This is a genomic window from Mailhella massiliensis (assembly GCF_900155525.1).
Lineage (GTDB): Bacteria > Desulfobacterota > Desulfovibrionia > Desulfovibrionales > Desulfovibrionaceae > Mailhella > Mailhella massiliensis.
In genome coordinates this window covers 83,963-102,097 of sequence record NZ_LT706942.1, presented here as the reverse complement: position 1 = coordinate 102,097, position 18,135 = coordinate 83,963, and the positions used below count along the sequence as shown (strand labels likewise).

Here is an 18,135-nt window from a genome sequence, read left to right as displayed (position 1 = left end):
GGAGCCCGCCATGGACGAAAAGATAGAACGCACCGAACAGGACAAGGAAAAATTTTCCGCAGGCAACGACACTCCCGCCGCTCAGGAAACGGAAGCCCCCGCAAAGGAGGAGACCCCCGCCCCCGAGACCCCGCAGGCCGGGGAACCTGCGACGGAAGTCAAGGCGGAAGAATCTCCTGAACAGGGGGAAAACACGCCGCAGCCGGAAACGACGGAAACGCCCGGAGAAGAAGCGAAGGCGGCGGAAGATACTCCGCTGAAGCTCGCCGAACCCGTGAAAAAGCGCAAGGTCGTCCGCAAAAAGTTTTCCGCTGCGGCGGCGCCGGAAACGCCTCCGGCCCCGCCCTCCGGCCCCGCCGCAAAGGTATTCGACGCGCTCTCCTATGCGGGCCTGCCCCTGCTCATCGTACTTGCCGCCGCCATGACCTTCCTTGAAGTCTGGCAGGTGCGCGATCTGTGGTTCTCGGATGAGGTGCGCCTTGCCGACGCCTTCATGAATCTCCGCAACGGCGACTGGCTCATGCTCACCCTGAACGGCATACCCTACCCCGACAAGCCGCCGCTCTATTTCTGGTTCATGGAAGCGCTGTGCAGGATTCCCGGCGTCACCATGCCCATGGTCTTCTTCCTGGCCGTGGCCGTTTCCCACGCGCTGTTCATCGGTTCCATCTGGCTGCTGGCGCGGGGCACGGGTCACGACAGGCGCGAGGCCTTCGCCTCCGGTCTTGTGGCTCTGAGCTGCCTCTACATCAGCGGCGCGGCCTGCTATCCCCGCATGGACCTTCTTTTCGCCGCCGTGGTCACGCTGGGCATGACGTGCCTGTACCGCGGCTGGATCAAGTCCTTCGCACCGTTCTGGCTCACGGCGGGCTTCGTGCTCATGGGCGTGGCCACGCTCATCAAAAGCCCCCTCGGCATCGCCTTCGCCGTGGCTGCGAGCATTCTTTTCCTCTTCTGGCGCGGCACTCCCGGCCGCCTGAACGGACGCGACGGTCTGCCGGGCTTTCTGCTCATGCTTCTTGTGGTTGCCGCCTGGCTCGGCGCCCTCTACCTTGAAGGGCATCAGGACTATCTGCGCGACATGCTGGGCACGCAGCTTGCCGGCCGCGTACTGGAAGGCGGCCATCATGCAGAGCCCTGGTGGTACTACCTGGCCGCCATTCCCGTCATCTGGGCCCCCTGGGTGCTCATCATCCTGTTCGTGAACTGGTTCGCCGCGCTGCGCGGCATTCCCGGCGCGTGGAAATCCCGCAGGGAAAACGGCGGCTCGAGCTGGCTGTGGATATGGTTCTTCTCCGGCGCCGCCATGCTTTCCTGCGTACAGGCAAAAATGGCCGTCTACGCCCTGCCTCTGCTTGCGCCCCTCGCCGTACTCACCGGCCGCTCGCTGCTCCGCCTCACTCCCGGCCGCAGCCGCTGCTTCTTCAGCCTTGTTTCCGCCGTGCTGGCCGTAGCGGGCCTCGCCCTCGTGCTGGTGGACGTGTTCCCGATGCTCCGTCCGTACATCGGCGGCTTCCTGCCCCCGGTCCCGGCCATGGCCGATCCCTGGCTGGAAGCGCTGGAAGGCGTCATGTACATGGGCGGCATCCTCGTGCTGCTCGCCGTGGTGCTGCTCTTCTTCACCCGCCTCTCCCTGCCCGGCGGCGCGCTGCTCGTCACCGCCGTGGGCATGGTGCTGCTGCTCCAGCCCTATCACTTCTTCGTGGCTCCCTCCATGGACAAGCTTCTCAGCCCGCGCTCGCAGGCCGTCGCCATGGCCGAAAAGGTGAAGGAAGGCTACGCCCCGGCCGCGTTCCACGTCTATCCCGGAGCCTATGCCTGGCATATCAATGAGATCATCCCCTCCGAAGGAAAGCGCATCTCCGTGCCCGATCTCGCCAATGAAAAAGCGCGCGACGCATGGCTGAAGGAGCACCCCAGAGCCGTCATGGCCATGCCCGAAGCCGACTGGAAGGCATGGGCCGACAAGCCCGCCGGAGCGAAGACCGTACTCACGGCGTGGATGGTGCACAAGCCCTATGTGGTAGTGACCGTCGACGCCGCCCCCGCCCCTGCGGAAAGCCCGGCCGTGCAGGAAGTCCCCGCCGAACCCGCCGCCGACCCTGCAGAACAGGCCCCCGCTCAGGACGCTCCGGCGGAAGCTCCCGCTCCTGAAACCGCGACGCCTGCCGCCGAGGCTCCCGCCGAAGCCCCGGTTCCGGTTGAAGCTCCCGCTCCAGCCCCCGCCCTGTAAACAAAGCCCATGCCCGGCGCGACGGCAGGTCGCGCCGGGCATGTTTTTTCCGCACAGGCAGAACCTCAACCCGGACATATCATCATGACCTATCTCGCCCTTCTCTTCTGTGTCGCTCTGGCCTTCCTTCTCGGCGCCGTCCCCTTCGGACTGGTCATCGCCAAAACCTTCAAGGGCATAGACCCGCGCAAGGCGGGGAGCGGCAACATCGGTTCCACCAACGTCGCCCGGCTCTGCGGTCTGCCCTGGGGCATACTCACGCTTTTCTGCGACATCATGAAGGGCCTGCTGCCCGTGCTGCTGGCCGTGCATCTGCTGCCCTCCGCCTACATGCAGAGCGCCGTGGCTCTTGCGGCGGTAACGGGACATGTGAAATCCCCCTTCCTCGGCTTCCGCGGCGGCAAGGGCGTGGCCACCACCATAGGCGCGCTCCTGCCCCTGGCCTTCTGGCCGCTTCTCTGCGCCGTGCTCTGCTGCGTGGCCGTCATTGCCGTCACACGCTACGTTTCCCTCGGATCCATGGTCATGTCGGTTTCGCTCATCCTGTTCTACGCCCTGTTCGGCCGCTTCGACCTGGTGCCTCTCGCGGTCATTCTCTGCGCCATGATAGTATGGGCGCATCGCGCCAACATCGGCCGCCTTGCAAGGGGTGAGGAAAGCAAATTCCTTGCAGGAAAAAAGCGGTAAAATCCATAAAAAAAACCTGTGCATTGCAACAGCGGTAATACTGGACCTTCATCATCTTCTATGCTACGTTGCTTTTTAAGAGCAAAAGACCGTATGGTCCGATGTCTTTGCGTCCCATGAACGCGGGGCCACCCCGCTCCCGGCCTGGCCGGGGAAGGAATTGCTTATGCAGATCGAAGTTGTTTTCCGTAATCTCACCCCTTCCGATCCCCTGAAGAACTACGCCCTCAAGCGTTTCCAGAAGATAGACCGCATGGTCGGAGATGAGGCGGCCAAGCTTCTGGTCACCCTTTCCATGGAAAGCAACAGGCCGAAAGTCGACCTTCTGCTCACCGGGCAGGATCTGAACTTCGCCGCCAGTGAAAAGAACGACGACATGTACGCCGCCATCGACCTGTGCAACGACCGCATCGGACAGCAGCTCCGCAAGGCCAGCGAACGCCGCAGCCAGATCAACCGCGACACCATGGTGAACTCCCTCGGCGAAGCCGACGAATAGCTCGCCCCTTTTCCCCTTTTGAATTCCGCCCCCGGTCGCAACGCCGGGGGCTTTTTTGTCCGTGCTCGTGCTCCGCCCCGCTGCCCTGAAGGAAGAGAAAAATTCCCGTTTTTCCGCATCGCGGATGCACCGCGAACGCCTGAAATTTTTTACGTGACAAGCGAAGTCAAACAAAGTATTCTCTTCGCTCTATGATTTTGGAGGCTTCAAATGAGTCACGAAATAGATACGCACATCATGACGGTCGGCAAGGCCAAAATAGACAATCCGGCCATAGGGCCTTATGTCGACGATACTCCCATTCCCTTCTACCTTGACGCCGAACACGGCGGAGAAGACGTTCAGGGTCTTGAAGGCGCTCCCGTTTCCATCGAGCAGGCGGGGCCCCGCCAGCACGTCTACTATGATCCCGGCAAGACCAAGGCCGCCATCGTCACCTGCGGCGGCCTCTGCCCCGGCCTCAACGACGTCATCCGCGCCGTGGTTCTGGAATCCTACTACGGCTACGGCGTGCGTTCCATCCTCGGCATCCGCTACGGGCTTGAAGGCTTCATTCCCAAGTATCACCACGACATCATGGAACTGACGCCGCGCAACGTGTCCGAAATCCACACCTTCGGCGGCACCATTCTCGGTTCCTCCCGCGGCCCGCAGAGCGCCGAGGAAATCGTGGACGCGCTGGAAAGGATGAACGTCAACATCCTGTACATCATAGGCGGCGACGGCACCATGAAGGCCGCTGCGGCCATTCAGGAAGAAATCTTCCGCCGCAATCTGCACACCTCCGTCATCGGTATTCCCAAGACCATCGACAACGACATCAACTTCGTGCCCAAGTCCTTCGGCTTCGACACCGCCGTGGACGTGGCCACCTCCTCGCTGCGCTGCGCCCATACCGAAGCCATCGGCGCGCCTTACGGGGTGGGCCTCGTCAAGCTCATGGGCCGCGAATCCGGCTTCATCGCCGCTCAGGCCACGCTGTCGCTGAACATCGTCAACTTCGTTCTCGTGCCTGAAGTGCCCTTCAAGCTCGAAGGCGAAGGCGGCCTGCTCCCCGCTCTGGAAGAACGCCTGCGCAACCGTTCCCACGCCGTCATCGTCGCGGCCGAAGGCGCCGGGCAGGATCTGCTTACCGCCAGCGGCAAGACCGATGCTTCCGGCAACCGCGTCCTCGGCGACATCGGCCTCTTCCTCCAGAAGTCCATCAAGAACTATTTCGCCACCAAGGACATGGACGTCACCGTCAAGTACATCGACCCGAGCTACATCGTGCGTTCCGTGCCCGCCAACACCAACGACAGGGTCTACTGCGGCCTCCTCGGCAGAAACGCCGTGCACGCCGCCATGGCCGGCAAGACCAACATGGTGGTGGCCCGCCTCATGGACCGCTTCGTACACCTGCCGCTTCAGCTCGTCACGCGCCGTCGCCGCCAGATAGACATCAAGTCCAACTACTGGCGTTCCGTCATCGCCACCACGGGCCAGCGTCTCGCCTAAAAGGCGACGTCTTATGGTGCGCATCACGCGCCGGAGGCCCCCGCAGCAGAACGCTGCGGGGGCCTTTTCCTTTCCTGCGGACAGTTCTTCTTGCGAAGAGGGGCCAAATAGCCGATGATGGTTGAAGGGAGAATGCCCTCCCGGACAACCCCGTTTCCCATGAGCGAATTTCGACAGATCAAGGCGTCCGCCGGGTCCGGCAAGACCTATACCCTGACCAGTACCTTCCTCTCCCTGCTGGCCGGATCTTCCGGCGCGTCGTGGAGCCGCCCGCCCTCCGGCTGCGCCCTTGCCGAAGAAGACTGCTACGGCTGGCAGGAGATTCTTGCCATCACCTTCACCAACAAGGCCGCCGCAGAAATGCGTGAACGCCTGCTTCAGCGCCTGAAGACCATGGCCCTCGCTTCCAGAAAGGACGCGAAGGACGCCTTCTGGAAGCCCGCCAGAGCCCGCGAAACCGTGGACATGCTCATACGGAGCTACGGTTCCCTGAACATCCGCACCATCGACAGCCTGCTGCACCTCATGGTGCGCCTTTCCGCGCTGGACTTCGACCTTTCCCCCGACTTCGAGCCGCGCTTTTCCGACGAGGAGATCACCGGTCCCCTGTTCGACGACATGGCCGAACGCGCCCGCACGGACGAGGAACTCGGGGCCATTTTCCGCCGTGCCTGCCGCCAGATGCTGCGTTCGGAAAAGGTAAGGGGCTTTCTTGCGGGGGAACGCATACGCGACCGCGTGACGGCCATGGTATCCCTCATGCTTGCGGCGGACGGCTGGAGCGTCCGCGATCTTGCCTCCCCCGAAGAAGCGGAGGAACATTTTCAGGAAATTCTCCGCGGCATACAGAACGACGCGCGGGAACTGCGCGCCCGCCTGGAACAGGAGGAGCTTTCCGCATCCAAACACTTTCTGAACGCCCTCACGGCCTGCATAGAATGCGGCGGCCGCGCCTCGAAGCTCCCCTTCTCCTCCGCCATGCTCCAGAAGGAAAGCTTCGACGACTGCCTGCTCAAGGCATCAAAAGGCCGCGCCGGACTTGCCCTGCACGCCCTGTATGAAAGCATACGGGACGACATGCGGCATCTTCGCGTGCTCATGGGGGCCCGCCGCCTCATGCCCTTTGCGGAACTGGCGCAGGCCGTGTATTCCAGGCTGGAAGACGAGGAACGCCGCACGGGCATCATTGCCGCCTCGCAGGTACCGAGGCTCGCCATACGCGCCGCGGACGACAGCGAAGGCGTGAACGAACTCTTCTGCCGCCTGGGCGCGCGGGTGCGCCACATGCTCATCGACGAATTTCAGGATACCAGCCGCGACCAGTGGATGGCTCTTCAGCCTCTGGCGGAGGAAGCTCTCGCCAAAAACGGTTCCCTCACCATCGTGGGCGACGTGAAGCAGGCCATCTACGGCTGGCGCGGCGGCGACGCCGCCCTCTTCGACGAACTCGTCCGCAAAGGCTCTCCTCTGCTCTCCCTGGCGGGGCAGCCCACGCTGGAAACCCTGCCCTTCAACTGGAGAAGCCGGAAAAGAATCGTAGCCTGGAACAACGCGCTGTTCTCCCCCCTCGGAAACATGGAGGTGGCGCGGGAGCTGCTGCGTCCCCTTGCCGAAGGCGATGCGGAACTGCTGAACGAGCAGGCCGCGCTGCTGTGCGAAGCCTTCGACCGCGCCGCCCAGAGCGCGGAAAAATGCCGTTCCGGCGGCTTCGTAAAACTGAGCAGACTGGAAAAGGGCCGGGAGGAGGAGCGTCTCTCCCGTCTTCTGCCCGACATGGTGGAAAAGCTGGGATGCTCCCATTCTCTGGGAGACATCTGCATACTCACGCGCAACAACGAACAGGCGGCCAAGGCCTCTTCGTGGCTCATGGCGCGCCACATTCCCGTGGTGACGCAGGGGAGCCTGCTTCTGGCAGAGCAGCCCGTCATTGCGGGCATCGTCAGTCTGCTGCGCTTTCTGAACGACCCGGAAGACGATATCGCCTTCTGGTCCGCCCTGCTCTGCGAAGAGCTGCTCCCCCCGCTTCCCCATAAGGATGCCTTTCTTACCGGTACGGACCTTCTCGACTGGGCGGCCCGGCGTCCGCGCAGAAGAAGCATGGCTGCGCAGTTCTCCCAGGATTTTCCCGAAGCATGGGAGGCAGTGTTCGCCCCCCTGCACGACAACGCGGGACTGCTCACCCCTTACGACGCCGTCATGGAAATCGTGGAGCGCTGGAACGTCATGGAACGCCGCCCCGAAGCGGAAGGCTTCGTGCGGCGCTTTCTGGAAGTGCTCTTCTGTGCGGAGGAGGCGGGAATTTCCGACCTTTCGGGCTTCCTCGACCTCTGGGACGAAAGCGGCAGTCAGGAAAAGGCCCCTCTGCCCGAAAGCATGGAAGCCGTGCGCATCATGACCATGCACAAGGCCAAGGGGCTGGAATTCGATGTGGTCATTCTGCCCTGGCTCAACTTTTCCCTGGGCCGGGCCTCCGACGACAAGGCCCTGTTCTGGAAAAGCCGGGGCGTCGGTCTGCTCGCTCCTCTGTGCAGGGAAATGGGCCGCCCCTGGCTCAAAGACCGCATGGATACGGCCCGAGAATCCCTGCATCTCATCTATGTGGCCATGACGCGGGCCGTAAGCGAACTCTACTGTTTTCTGCCCGATGCCTCCGACGGCCCGGTCTCCCTCATGCTCGATACGCTCATCTCCCGCCAGACGGACGTGCTGAAGGAAGAGGGCGACGACCTTTACTGGGGGGACAAGCCGAAGGCTCCCGCGGAAGAGACTCCCCGCCCCGCCGCAGAAAGCGCCGCGCCTGCCGCCCCCGCGCCCGAAAACACGGTGATGCCCCCGGAAAAAGCAGATACCGAAACGCAGGAAGAGCAGGAGGATGCCTGGCGGCCCATGGGCTGGCTGCCGCGCCTGCGCATTTTCAAAAACGATCTGGAAGACTGGACGTTCACGGCAAAACGGCGCGGTACGCTCATCCATCACTGTCTGGAAGGCCTTCAGATTTCCGGCGTGGGAGAAGCTTCGGCAAGGCGCGATGCCGCCCTCGCCGCCGCGCGCGGCATATCCACCTTCCCTCTGCCCGTACCCGACAGGGAAAACGTGCAGAAAGAAGTGGAAGACTGCCTCGCCTGGTATGCCCGTCTGCCGGAAACGCCGCACTGGCTGGCCTTCGGCACGCCGGAACATTCCCTGCTGGATGGAGAAGGCAGGCAGTTCCGCGTCGACCTTCTGGTGGACGACGGCAAGGAACTCATCGCCGTGGAGTATAAAACCGGCACCTCCGGCGACCTGCCCGCAGACGGGCACAGGCAGCAGCTTCTGCATTATCTGGACCTTCTGGAAAAGGCCATGGGACAGAAGGCGCGCGGCGCGCTCGTCTACCTCGACCGCCGCGAAATTTTCCCGATTTTCCCCGGAGACAGCCATGACTAGCCGCCAGCGCACCTTCAGTCCCTTCCGTATTGTCCCCTGGGACGACGACTTCATGCAGCGCGTGCACGAGCTTGCCCACGATATGACCGGAGGAAAACCGGGCAAGGCGATCATCGTGTTCCCGCTCAACCGTCCCCGCCGCTATCTGCTGGACATCTATAAAAAGGAAGCGAAGGCACCGCTTCTTCTGCCGCACATCGTCAACGTGAGCCAGCTCATCGAAACCTGCATGGAAAGCTGGACGCGCACCGTACCGCGCATGGCGGGCACGCTGGATCAGGTGGCCGTGCTCAAGGACTGCCTGCTTGAGATCGGTCTGGACGAAGAGCGGGAAACGCCGCTGACAAAACTTGCCCGGAGCCTTCACGATGAAGACGGCATGGCCCGCTTCTTTCCCTGGGGCGTACGCCTCGCCCGCCTCCTGGACGAATGCGCCATGCACATGGTGGAGGCGGAAGATCTGCTCCATGTGGACGACATGGTGGCCCCGTATGCGGTAACGCTTCTGGGGAGCCTTGGTCGCATACAGGAACGCTGGCGCGCTCTTCTGCGCGGCCGGGGCATGAGCACCGCAGGTCTGGAAGCGCAACATGCGGCGCAGCTTGCCGGCGCCGGCCCCGACCTTCCCCTCAGGCTTCAGGGGCGCAGAATCATCATCGCGGGCTTTGTGCGGCTCACCCGTGCGGAAGATTGCCTTTTCCGCTATCTGTGGGAGCGCGGAGCCGCCGTCTGCCTGCATACCGATCCGGGCATTCTTTCCGGCGGCGGGCACTGGAGCTGCGTCGACCACAAGGAATGGCTCTCCCGCTGGAAGGCGCGGGGAGAGCTCTTCGGAGAAAGCCGCAACCGCGAGCCGCATATCCATTTTTATGCCGGGTATGATCTGCATTCCCAGCTTCGCGCCCTGAAAAGCGAGCTCACGGCAAGACCCTGCCGCGAGGAACGGCGGGCCGTGGTCATCTCCCACGATTCGCTGCTCATGCCCACGCTTCACCATATTCCCGAAAAGAGCATCAACATTTCTCTCGGTTATCCTCTGCAGCGTTCCCTGCTCGCCCAGCTTGTGGAAAGACTGCTCGACACGCGGCGCAGCATGGATGAAGAGGGGCGCGTGCACTGGAAAAGCCTCATGGCGCTCATCCGTCATCCCTATGTGCGTATGCTGGGTACGGAGGGAGAAGACGGCGCCATCCTGTCCCTGCGCCCCTTTCTCTCCCGTATGGAAGGCACGCTCCGCCGGGGCGGCCGCATGGTGGACGCCCTTACCTGTGCCTCCGACCTGGTGGACGACATTCTGGGAGATCTGGAAGGCGGCCCTCTCGCGGAAGGACTCTGCGAGGAAAACGGCCGTCTTCTGGAAAAGACCATGCGCGTGCTGGTGGAAGACTGGCGCAGCGTGACGACGCTGGAAGAGACGGCAGCCTGCCTGCGTTCGCTCTGCGCGCTGCTTCTGGAACACGGGCGGCATATCTGGCCGCGTTTTCCGCTGGACGGGGAATGCCTGGCAAGGCTCATGCAGAACGTCATCCCCGCCCTTGCCGACAACGCCATGACCAAAGAGCGCCTTTCGCAGGATTCGCTCTTTGCCATCGTGAGGGAAAGCCTTGCCGAACAGCGCGTGCCCTTCGAGGCCGACCCGCTTACCGGCCTGCAGATACTGGGCACGCTGGAAACCCGTCTGCTGCATTTCGACCGCGTCTATATGCTGGACGTTACCGAAGATGCCCTGCCCGGCGCGCCCGCACGCGATCCTCTCCTGCCCGACAGCCTGCGCCCCATGCTGGGCCTGCCGGACAACAGCCGCCGTGATGTTCTCGCAGCGCACACCTTTCACCGGCTCATCGCCGGGGCGAAGGAGGTTTTCCTCTACTGGCAGGAGGGCGTGCAGAGCGGCGTCATGGACGGCAAGAAACTCCGTTCCCGCCTGGTGGAGGAATGCATCTGGCGTGTGGAGCAGCGCGCGGGGCACATGCTCCGCCCCGGCGAAGAGCCGCTGCTTGCCGCGGCCTTTCCCATGGCGGAACCGCCCATGCCCGGGGAAGCGCCCATCGTGCGTACGCCCGCCATGAACGAACGTATGCTGGATATCCTCAGCCGCAAGATATCCCCCACGGCGCTGGACGCCTACCTTTCCTGCCCCGCCTTCTTCTTCCGCAAATATGCCTGCACGCTGCGCGAGGCGGAAGAAGTCATGGAAGGGGACGATCACCTCGGCGTGGGCATCATGCTCCATTCCGTACTGCTCCGGGCCTTTCAGCCCTTCCTCGGCAGGGCGGTGAAAACGGGGAGCATACCGGCGGAAGAGCTGGAAAAGCTTTTCCATGAGGAACTTGCCGCGAGCAGTCTCACCCTCAATCTCCCCGCACAGAGCCGCTTCATGCTGGAGGCCGCAGGCCCCTCACGCCTGAAGGACTTTGCCGCGCATCAGCCCGACGTGCTGGAGCTCATGGCGCTGGAACACAATGTTTCCGCCATGATAGAGGAAGGCGGACGCCGCTTCATGCTGGAAGGCAAAATCGACAGACTGGATCGCCGCGCTCCCGGACTGGTCATTCTCGACTACAAAAGCGGCAGTACGAGCCGTCAGCCGCATCCCTCCTTCTGGGGCGATGAAGAACTCTGGAACGCCATGGAGCACTGGCAGCCCGGCCTGACCGATCCTCTGCCCGAACTTGCCCGTACGCTGCCCAGCGTGCAGCTTCCCTGCTATGTATACCTGTGTATGCACGATCCTTCCCATGCCGATACGCTGCGCCGCGCCCCGCTCTGGGATGCGGCTCTGGTGCAGCTTGCCGACAGAGGCGATGAAATTCCCCTGCTCGGCGACGGCATCGACAATGAAACGCGCAACATCATCATGCAGGAACGCATTCCCGCCCTTCTGCGCTTTCTGCTGCGTCACATGGCCACGGCCACGGAGTTTTCCCTCCGCCGTACGGAACGCTGCGCCCGCTGCCCGTATCAGAGCTGCTGCCGCTGACAGGGAAAACTCTCCGTCTTTTCTCCGCCGCTCCCGCCCGGAGGAAGCCCTTCCCGAAAAAAAAACGGGCGCTCCGGTAACGGCCTGCCCGGGCACGGGAGTGCCGCCTGCCGTATCAGGCGCGACTTTTCGCGTCCTTGTCCAGCATATCCGCAAGGATATCACAGGTACGCTGCGTCATTTCCCTGCATACGGAAACAAAGAGTCCCTTTTCCGCAGCCTCGCGCATCACGCCGGGCTGCGTAATATCCATGCCGAGCATGTCCCTGCACATGCGGTGCGGCTGCTTTTCGGAAAAACGCCGCTCGAATTCCGCGACCTTTTCCAGAAGAACGGGCTTTTTAAGCTTTCCTTCCTCCATGGTGTCCGCACTGCCGTAGTAAAGCCCCAGCACAAGATGCGCGCCGCTGATGCAGCCGCAGATTTCGGCGTGCCCCATGCCCGTGCCCAGCGCAGAGGCCATGCCTATGGCCTGCGCATCGCTTATGCCGAGGCGCGAGGCACAGTGCAGGCACACCGTCTGCGCGCAATATCCAAAACGTGACGGAGCAGCCATATCTCTCCCCCTTATTACGGTTCATGGCCCCGCCTCTGACGGCAAAGGCCGGAAACATCTCCGGGAAAACGCCCGTCTCCCCGCTCATGCTTCCCGTTCTCCGGCTCCCGGGCGTGCCGAACGGGAAAAGGCATAGCCGTACTGCGTGAACATCGCCCGGGCATCCTCCACGGAAAAGCCCCTCCATTCTCCCGGCACTTCCGCATCCGCACGGGGCACGGCGCCCGTTTCCACCACCAGAACGTTGGCCCCCCACGACACCGCAAGAGCCGACGGCGGATGCACGCAGACATGCTCCGTGCGCGTGCCTCCGCAAAGGCGCACCACGGCTGCCACCAGGGCAAGACGTTCCTCCGGCACTTCCTCCCGGCCTTCAAAGGGCGTACCCGGCACATGGCTTCGGGCCATGACGCCGCTGATCGCAGCCCCGGAAGACAACGCCGTCAAAAATGCGTCGGCAATCTCCTCATTGCCGTGTTCCACGCCCAGAGGCTCCACCAGACAGGCCAGCGTCATGCCTTCCGCCCCTATGCTCTTCAACGCGGCGCGGCGCTCAACAGGATCAAAGGGCGTGTCTCTGCCCTCGCCGAGGCGCAGGGCATGGTACATGACTTCCACCCCGGCAGCCTTCAGCCTCCGTATGTCTTCCGTATTCTTCTGCCCCGTATTCGCCGCCAGCACGCAGCGTTCCGGCAAAAGAGCGCGGGCCTCCCTCGCCAGAGCAGAAAGGCGTTCCAGCCCGTAGTCTTCCGTGGTGCGGAGCACCAGCCAGGAGGCCCCCTCAAACGCATAGCGGCATACCGCTCCCAGAATTTCCCCCCGCGTCCATTCATGGGCCTTCCGTACCACGCCGAAGGCTTCCCCGAAGGCGCAGAACGCGCAGTTCATGGGGCAGGGAGCGCAGTCCACCCCTACCGCCGCCCACACACGCGCCGTATCATGGGCCACCTCTCGTGCCATGCCCCGGGCAAGACGTCCCAGAAAGGCGGCTTCGGGAGAATGGGGCGCATAGGAAAGCAGGCGCAGCACGTCCTCACGAAGGGGCATTTTTCCGGCCAGCGCACGTTCCCTCACCTTTTCCATGAAGGCGCGCTCCCCGGCCGGACAGTCATCCCGCGAAGCTTCGCACTCCTCTTGCACCGTCAGAAGAAAACGCATGACCCGTTCCAGATGATCCCGGTTCCGGGACAGGGAATCGATCCAGCGGTTCAGGCACTGACGCCCCCTCCCGGTCACGACGTACTTTCTGCGCGAGGGCCCTTCCCCCCTGTCGCTGATGCTTTCCAGCACGCCGTTCTGCTCCATCTCGCGCAACATGCGGTAGCAGCCCGTCATATCAGGCTTCCGGGAACCGAACAGTCCGGTATCCGCCAGTTTCCGCACAAGGACATAGCCGTGCATGGGTTCCCGTGCCAGAAGGGCCAGCAGTACGGGCTGAACGAAGCGGGGAAGATTTCCCCCGGAACAGGCGCAGGAATCCAATATATCCACTTTTCCCCCTCGTCATGGATGGTATCCGCAACATCCGACAGGACGACCGCGCTTCGGAACGGAAAAAACGCCCTGCCCGGAGTCCTTCCCAGCTCTCGGGAAACATGCGGAGCGGACCGCATCTGCCCGCTTTTTCCCCGCTTCCTTCGAAGGCTTCCCAAGCTTACGAAGGCGCCCTTTCCCTGAGAGCGGATATCGAATATAAGACTTAGTCCAATAGTAGAAAAAAACTTCCCTTCCGGCAAGATGTGCGGAAGAACCGGTTCAGCTTTTCTGCAAAAGGTTCTGCACGTCCCTGTCGTGCCCGAGAATGAGCACGCTCTCACCGGGCAGAAAACGATGGTCGGGGCCGGGCATGGGCTGAAGATGACCGTCCTTCTTCACACCGAGGACATTGACGCGGTATTTCTGCCGCACGGCCAGTTCCATGACGCTTTTGCCCTTCCACTCCTCGGGAACGGCCATTTCATAGATGGAATACTCGGGCGAGAGCTTCACATAGTCGAAGATATGATCGCTGCTGTAGCGCATGGCGGCCCATTCGGCCGTCTGTCCTTCGGGATACACCACCTTGTCCGCGCCGTTGCGCAGAAGGAACTTGGCGTGCACCTCGCGCGATGCACGGGAAACGACGAAGCGCGCCCCGCACTCCTTCAAAAGAGCCGTGGTTTCCAGAGAACTCTGGAAATTGTCGCCTATGGCCACCACGCAGAGATCGAAATTGCTCACGCCCAGAGAACGTATGAACGATTCGCTGGTGGCATCCGCAATCTGGGCGCTGGTCACGAAGTCCAGCGCGTCGTTGACACGTTCCTCGCTTTTGTCGATGGCGAGCACGTCGTGGTTGAGTTCACGCAGCTTTTTCGCCATGCGGCGACCGAAGCGCCCCAGCCCTATGAGCAATACGGATTTCATGCCGACACTCCTTTTCAGCCCACGGCCACATCTTCGGCGGGGTAACGGAAGCCGTCCTGCCGTATGCCCGAGGAAACCGCAAACAATACCGTAAGTCCGCCCACTCTGCCGAAATACATGAGCGCCATGACAATCATGCGCGACTCGTCGGAAAGATGGGGCGTCGCCCCCAGAGAAAGGCCCACCGTGGCTATGGCCGAGGCGGATTCGAAAAACGCCGTCATGAGCGGCAGCTCGTCCAGCGCCGAAAGAAGCATCCCCCCTGCCAGAAAAAGCAGAAGATAGCACAGAAATATGCCGGAAGCCTTTCGCAGCGCCATGTCGGGAAGTCTGCGACCGAAACCGCGCACGTCGTTCCGGTGCAGAAAAATGGCCATGAACGCCAGAAGAAGCACGGCAAGCGTAGTCACCTTGAATCCGCCGCCCGTGGAACCGGGCGCGGCCCCCACAAGCATGAGCAGTATGGTGACGAACTGCGAGAGAGGACTCAGGGCGGAAAGATCCACGCTGTTGAACCCCGCCGTGCGCGGACTTACGGACTGGAAAAGCGCGCTGAGCGCAGCTTCCGGCGCATTCATGCCCCAGCCTTCCCGCTGAAACTCAAAAAAGAAGAAAAAAAGAAATCCTCCGGCAGTCAAGGCTGCACTGCACAGCAGCACCAGCTTGCTCTGCAGGCTGTAACGCCTGAAATGCCGCCCGCAGGAACGCACGTCATGCATGGTAAGAAAGCCTATGCCGCCCAGCGTGATGAGCGAAGCGATGACAAGGCAGACAAGCGGGTCAGCCCCCCATGCCGTAAGGGAGGAGTACGGCTGCGCCGCCCCCATGAGGTCGAATCCGGCGTTGCAGAAGGCGGAAACGGCATGGAAAAGCGCCATCCACAGTCCCTGTCCGAGGCCCATCTGCGGGCAGAAACGCAGGGACAGAAGCGCTGCGCCGAAAAGCTCCACGGTCAGCACGGTGCGGAAAATAAACCCCGTCAGGCGTACTATCCCCGCAAGATGCGGCGCGGAAATGGATTCCTGCATCACCCAGCGCATACGGAAGCCGATTTTCTGACCGGCCAGCACGGCTACGGCCACGGCCATGCTGATGACGCCGAGCCCGCCCATCTGAATGAGCAGCAGAATGACGGCCTGCCCGAACCATGACCAGTAGCGCATGGTGTCGTGCACCACAAGGCCGGTGACGGTAATGGCCGAGGTTGCGGTGAACAGCGCGTCACCGAAAGCGGCCCCCAGTCCGTCCCTGGTGGTGAAGGGGAGCATGAGCAGCCCCGTTCCGCAGAGAATGAGCAGAAAATAACCGAGGATGATGATCTGCGAAGGACTGAGACGCTCTTTATTCCAGAATGGCATATGCTTCTCCGGTCGCCGGGAAAAAGCCGTGAAGGGCGGAAAACGGCGCGCCCTGCTCCTAGTAGCATGTACGCAGGCCGCAAGGCAAGCAGCATGCGGGAAACAGGGGCGGATTTTACAGGCAGGAAAAGGACGAGGCTCTCCTACCGGCCCGCCGTACCCGGCAGAAGGGCCTGCTTTCTGGTCTCTTCCGTCAGAAAGCTCTGAGAGGAAAGGCAGGCAAGGCTCCCCCTTCCGGCCAGTTCCATCAATGCGTCGAACATGGCTTCCTTATACTGCCCCCAGAACCTTTCCGCCTTGCTGACATTGGCCCTGCATGCTTCAGGAGCGAAAACGGAAGCGCATACTTTCAGAGCCGCCGCATAGTTTTCATTCAGTCCCCTGTCCCAGTGCTCACAGACCTCGGAGGCACACTGCATCATGTCCATGTCGGAAAGGGCATGCTCCATGCAGACATCGTACCCCGGAGCAAGCTCCTCCCCGGCATTTCCCGTACCGGAAAAGAAGACGGCCAGCAGCATGAAAAATCCTTTTATTCCAGTTCTCCCGAAATCCGGGCGTCTGTTTTCCCGGCTTCCGGCTAAGCGACCGCCCGCCGCCGACGCCGTACCGCACAGAGTACGCCTTTCCCCCGCATATTCAAAAGCTGCGATTGCTCCGGAAAGCATGAAAACTTCATAAGCCACGAAATATTCCCCTGTTCATCGTGCGATGCTCCGGGAAAAAAGCGCCGATCATGCTTCCGCCGGGAAATCGCCGGAAAATCTGCCGGACGGAGGAAATCAGCTTCCGGGAAAAGAGCATACAAAGAGCCGCATCGCAGGGCCGGTCGGAAAAACTTCCTTCAGCACGCGGAAGTTGAATACTAAAAGCAGCCCCTCTGTTACGAAAAAGCGGCGGAACTTCCCGGCAGACACCGGAAAAACAGGACCTTCCGCATGCAAAAAAGGGAAGGCGCTGCCTTCCCCTTTGCTTCTTTTTCCGCACTGTTCCGGCAAAAAGCCGGAGACCCCGGTTCAACATGCCGAAAGCCCTGTGACGGCCTTTCAGCCCTGCTGCGACTCCGAAGGTTCGATATAGGTGGTTTCCAGGTCGTCGAAGGCCGTGAACTCCGGCCGGTACGCCAGTTCCACCGTACCGGTGGGGCCGTTTCTGTGCTTGCCGATGATGATTTCGGCAATGCCGGTCTTCGGGCGGTCGCCCTTCTTGTTGTAGGCATCCTCACGATGAATGAACATGATGAGGTCGGCGTCCTGTTCGATGGCGCCGGATTCACGCAGGTCGGAAAGCACGGGACGCTTGTCCGTACGTTCTTCCACCTTACGGTTGAGCTGGGAAAGCGCGATGACGGGAACCTTGAGTTCCTTGGCAAGGGCCTTGAGATTGCGCGATATATCGGAAATTTCCAGTTCTCGGGAATCGTTGCGGGCGGAGTGCATGAGCTGGAGGTAGTCCACCATCACAAGGTCAAGTCCGTGTTCGGCCTTGAGGCGGCGGCAACGCGCACGCAGCGCCAGGGGGGTAAGGCCCGCCGTATCGTCAATGAATATCTTCGCGCGGGAAAGAGCATCGGCCGAAGCGGAAAGCTTGGCCCAGTCGTCGTCTTCCAGAAAGCCTCTTCTCACGCGGGAAAGTTCCACCCTGCCCCAGGCGCAGAGCATACGGTCCATAAGGGATTCCTTGCTCATTTCCAGGGAGAATATGGCCACCGTGGCCCCGCCGCTCAGAGCGGCGCGCATGGCCACGTTGAGGGCGAAGGCCGTCTTGCCCATGGAGGGACGGGCCGCAAGAATGATGAGGTCGGTGGGCTGAAGCCCCGCCGTCATCTTGTCGAGCTGCATGTAGCCCGTAGGCACGCCCGTGGTCACGCTCTTGTTGTTGTAGCGGGCGAGAAGTTCGTCGAACACGGAACGCACAAGCTCGCTGCTGCTGCTGAACGTCTTGCTGTTGGCGCGTTCGGAAATGGAAAATATGGCGCGTTCCGACTCATCAAGGAGCGTGGGCACGTCCTTGGTGGCGTCGTAACAGTTGCTGATGATCTGGGCGGAAGTTTCGATGAGAGTGCGCTGCATGGCCTTGTCGCGCACGATCTTGGCCCAGTGTACGGCGTTTGCGCCGCTCACCACCGCGCGGGAAAGGTCGCCCAGGTACGCGGCGCCGCCGGCGGCCTCAAGCTGGGAATGATTCACCAGCCAGTCGAACACCGTCACTTCGTCCACCGGGGTGTTCTGCTCGAAAAGAGCCATGAACGCCCCGAAGATGATGCGGTGCGCGGGAATATAAAAATCCGTATCCCGAAGCTGGTCGACGATTTCCTGCAGAAGATCCGGACGCAGAAAAACACCGCTCAGAACGGCCTGTTCGGCTTCTTCGCTGTGCGGAGGCACGCGGCGCAGAAGGTCGTCGCGCGCGCGTTCGGAAAGATCGCCTTCCTGGCGGGAAGAACGACGAGAGCCGCCGCTCCGCGAAGGAGCAGCGGCCTCATTCATGACG

Annotated in this window: 12 protein-coding genes; 6 read left to right on the top strand and 6 right to left on the bottom strand. The window is 62.0% G+C overall.

Annotated elements, in window-relative coordinates:
• Positions 1-10: 10 nt before the first annotated feature.
• The 6 genes from CZ345_RS16835 to CZ345_RS02865 all read left to right on the top strand — a co-directional run bounded on the left by CZ345_RS16835 (position 11) and on the right by CZ345_RS02865 (position 11,322).
• Complete coding sequence (locus CZ345_RS16835; RefSeq protein ID WP_077071699.1) at positions 11-2,233, top strand: ArnT family glycosyltransferase; 2,223 nt, start codon at positions 11-13, stop codon at positions 2,231-2,233.
• An 84-nt stretch (positions 2,234-2,317) separates the two neighbouring features.
• Positions 2,318-2,920 carry a glycerol-3-phosphate 1-O-acyltransferase PlsY gene (plsY, locus tag CZ345_RS02885; protein WP_077071698.1) on the top strand — a complete coding sequence of 201 codons (603 nt, stop codon included), beginning with the start codon at positions 2,318-2,320 and terminating at the stop codon, positions 2,918-2,920.
• 166 nt (positions 2,921-3,086) lie between these two features.
• A complete protein-coding gene (gene hpf, locus CZ345_RS02880; protein ID WP_077071697.1) occupies positions 3,087-3,419 on the top strand; it encodes a ribosome hibernation-promoting factor, HPF/YfiA family in 333 nt (110 codons plus the stop codon).
• A gap of 210 nt (positions 3,420-3,629) precedes the next feature.
• On the top strand, positions 3,630-4,916 hold the full coding sequence (locus CZ345_RS02875) for an ATP-dependent 6-phosphofructokinase (RefSeq protein ID WP_077071696.1): 1,287 nt from the start codon (positions 3,630-3,632) through the stop codon (positions 4,914-4,916).
• A 159-nt stretch (positions 4,917-5,075) separates the two neighbouring features.
• On the top strand, positions 5,076-8,342 hold the full coding sequence (locus CZ345_RS02870) for a UvrD-helicase domain-containing protein (protein ID WP_077071695.1): 3,267 nt from the start codon (positions 5,076-5,078) through the stop codon (positions 8,340-8,342).
• The gene (locus CZ345_RS02865; protein WP_077071694.1) at positions 8,335-11,322 is read left to right on the top strand and encodes a PD-(D/E)XK nuclease family protein; all 2,988 of its coding nucleotides are present in this window, start codon (positions 8,335-8,337) and stop codon (positions 11,320-11,322) included. The genes CZ345_RS02870 and CZ345_RS02865 overlap by 8 nt, the downstream gene beginning before the upstream one ends.
• 115 nt (positions 11,323-11,437) lie before the next feature.
• Here the strand turns inward: CZ345_RS02865 and CZ345_RS02860 are convergent, their stop codons facing one another.
• The 6 genes from CZ345_RS02860 to dnaB all read right to left on the bottom strand — a co-directional run bounded on the left by CZ345_RS02860 (position 11,438) and on the right by dnaB (position 18,131).
• A complete protein-coding gene (locus CZ345_RS02860; RefSeq protein ID WP_077071693.1) occupies positions 11,438-11,878 on the bottom strand; it encodes a C-GCAxxG-C-C family protein in 441 nt (146 codons plus the stop codon).
• 84 nt (positions 11,879-11,962) lie between these two features.
• Entirely contained in the window at positions 11,963-13,369 is a 1,407-nt protein-coding gene (locus CZ345_RS02855; protein WP_077071692.1) for a helix-turn-helix transcriptional regulator, read from the bottom strand.
• 264 nt (positions 13,370-13,633) lie between these two features.
• Positions 13,634-14,284: a potassium channel family protein gene (locus CZ345_RS02845; protein WP_077071690.1), complete on the bottom strand. Its 651-nt coding sequence runs from the start codon at positions 14,282-14,284 to the stop codon at positions 13,634-13,636.
• A gap of 14 nt (positions 14,285-14,298) precedes the next feature.
• A complete protein-coding gene (locus CZ345_RS02840; RefSeq protein ID WP_077071689.1) occupies positions 14,299-15,642 on the bottom strand; it encodes a TrkH family potassium uptake protein in 1,344 nt (447 codons plus the stop codon).
• Positions 15,643-15,785: 143 nt separating this feature from the next.
• Positions 15,786-16,163: a lysozyme inhibitor LprI family protein gene (locus tag CZ345_RS02835; protein WP_077071688.1), complete on the bottom strand. Its 378-nt coding sequence runs from the start codon at positions 16,161-16,163 to the stop codon at positions 15,786-15,788.
• Between the two features lie 525 nt (positions 16,164-16,688).
• Positions 16,689-18,131 carry a replicative DNA helicase gene (gene dnaB / locus CZ345_RS02825; protein WP_144277219.1) on the bottom strand — a complete coding sequence of 481 codons (1,443 nt, stop codon included), beginning with the start codon at positions 18,129-18,131 and terminating at the stop codon, positions 16,689-16,691.
• Between the last annotated feature and the right edge of the window lie 4 nt (positions 18,132-18,135).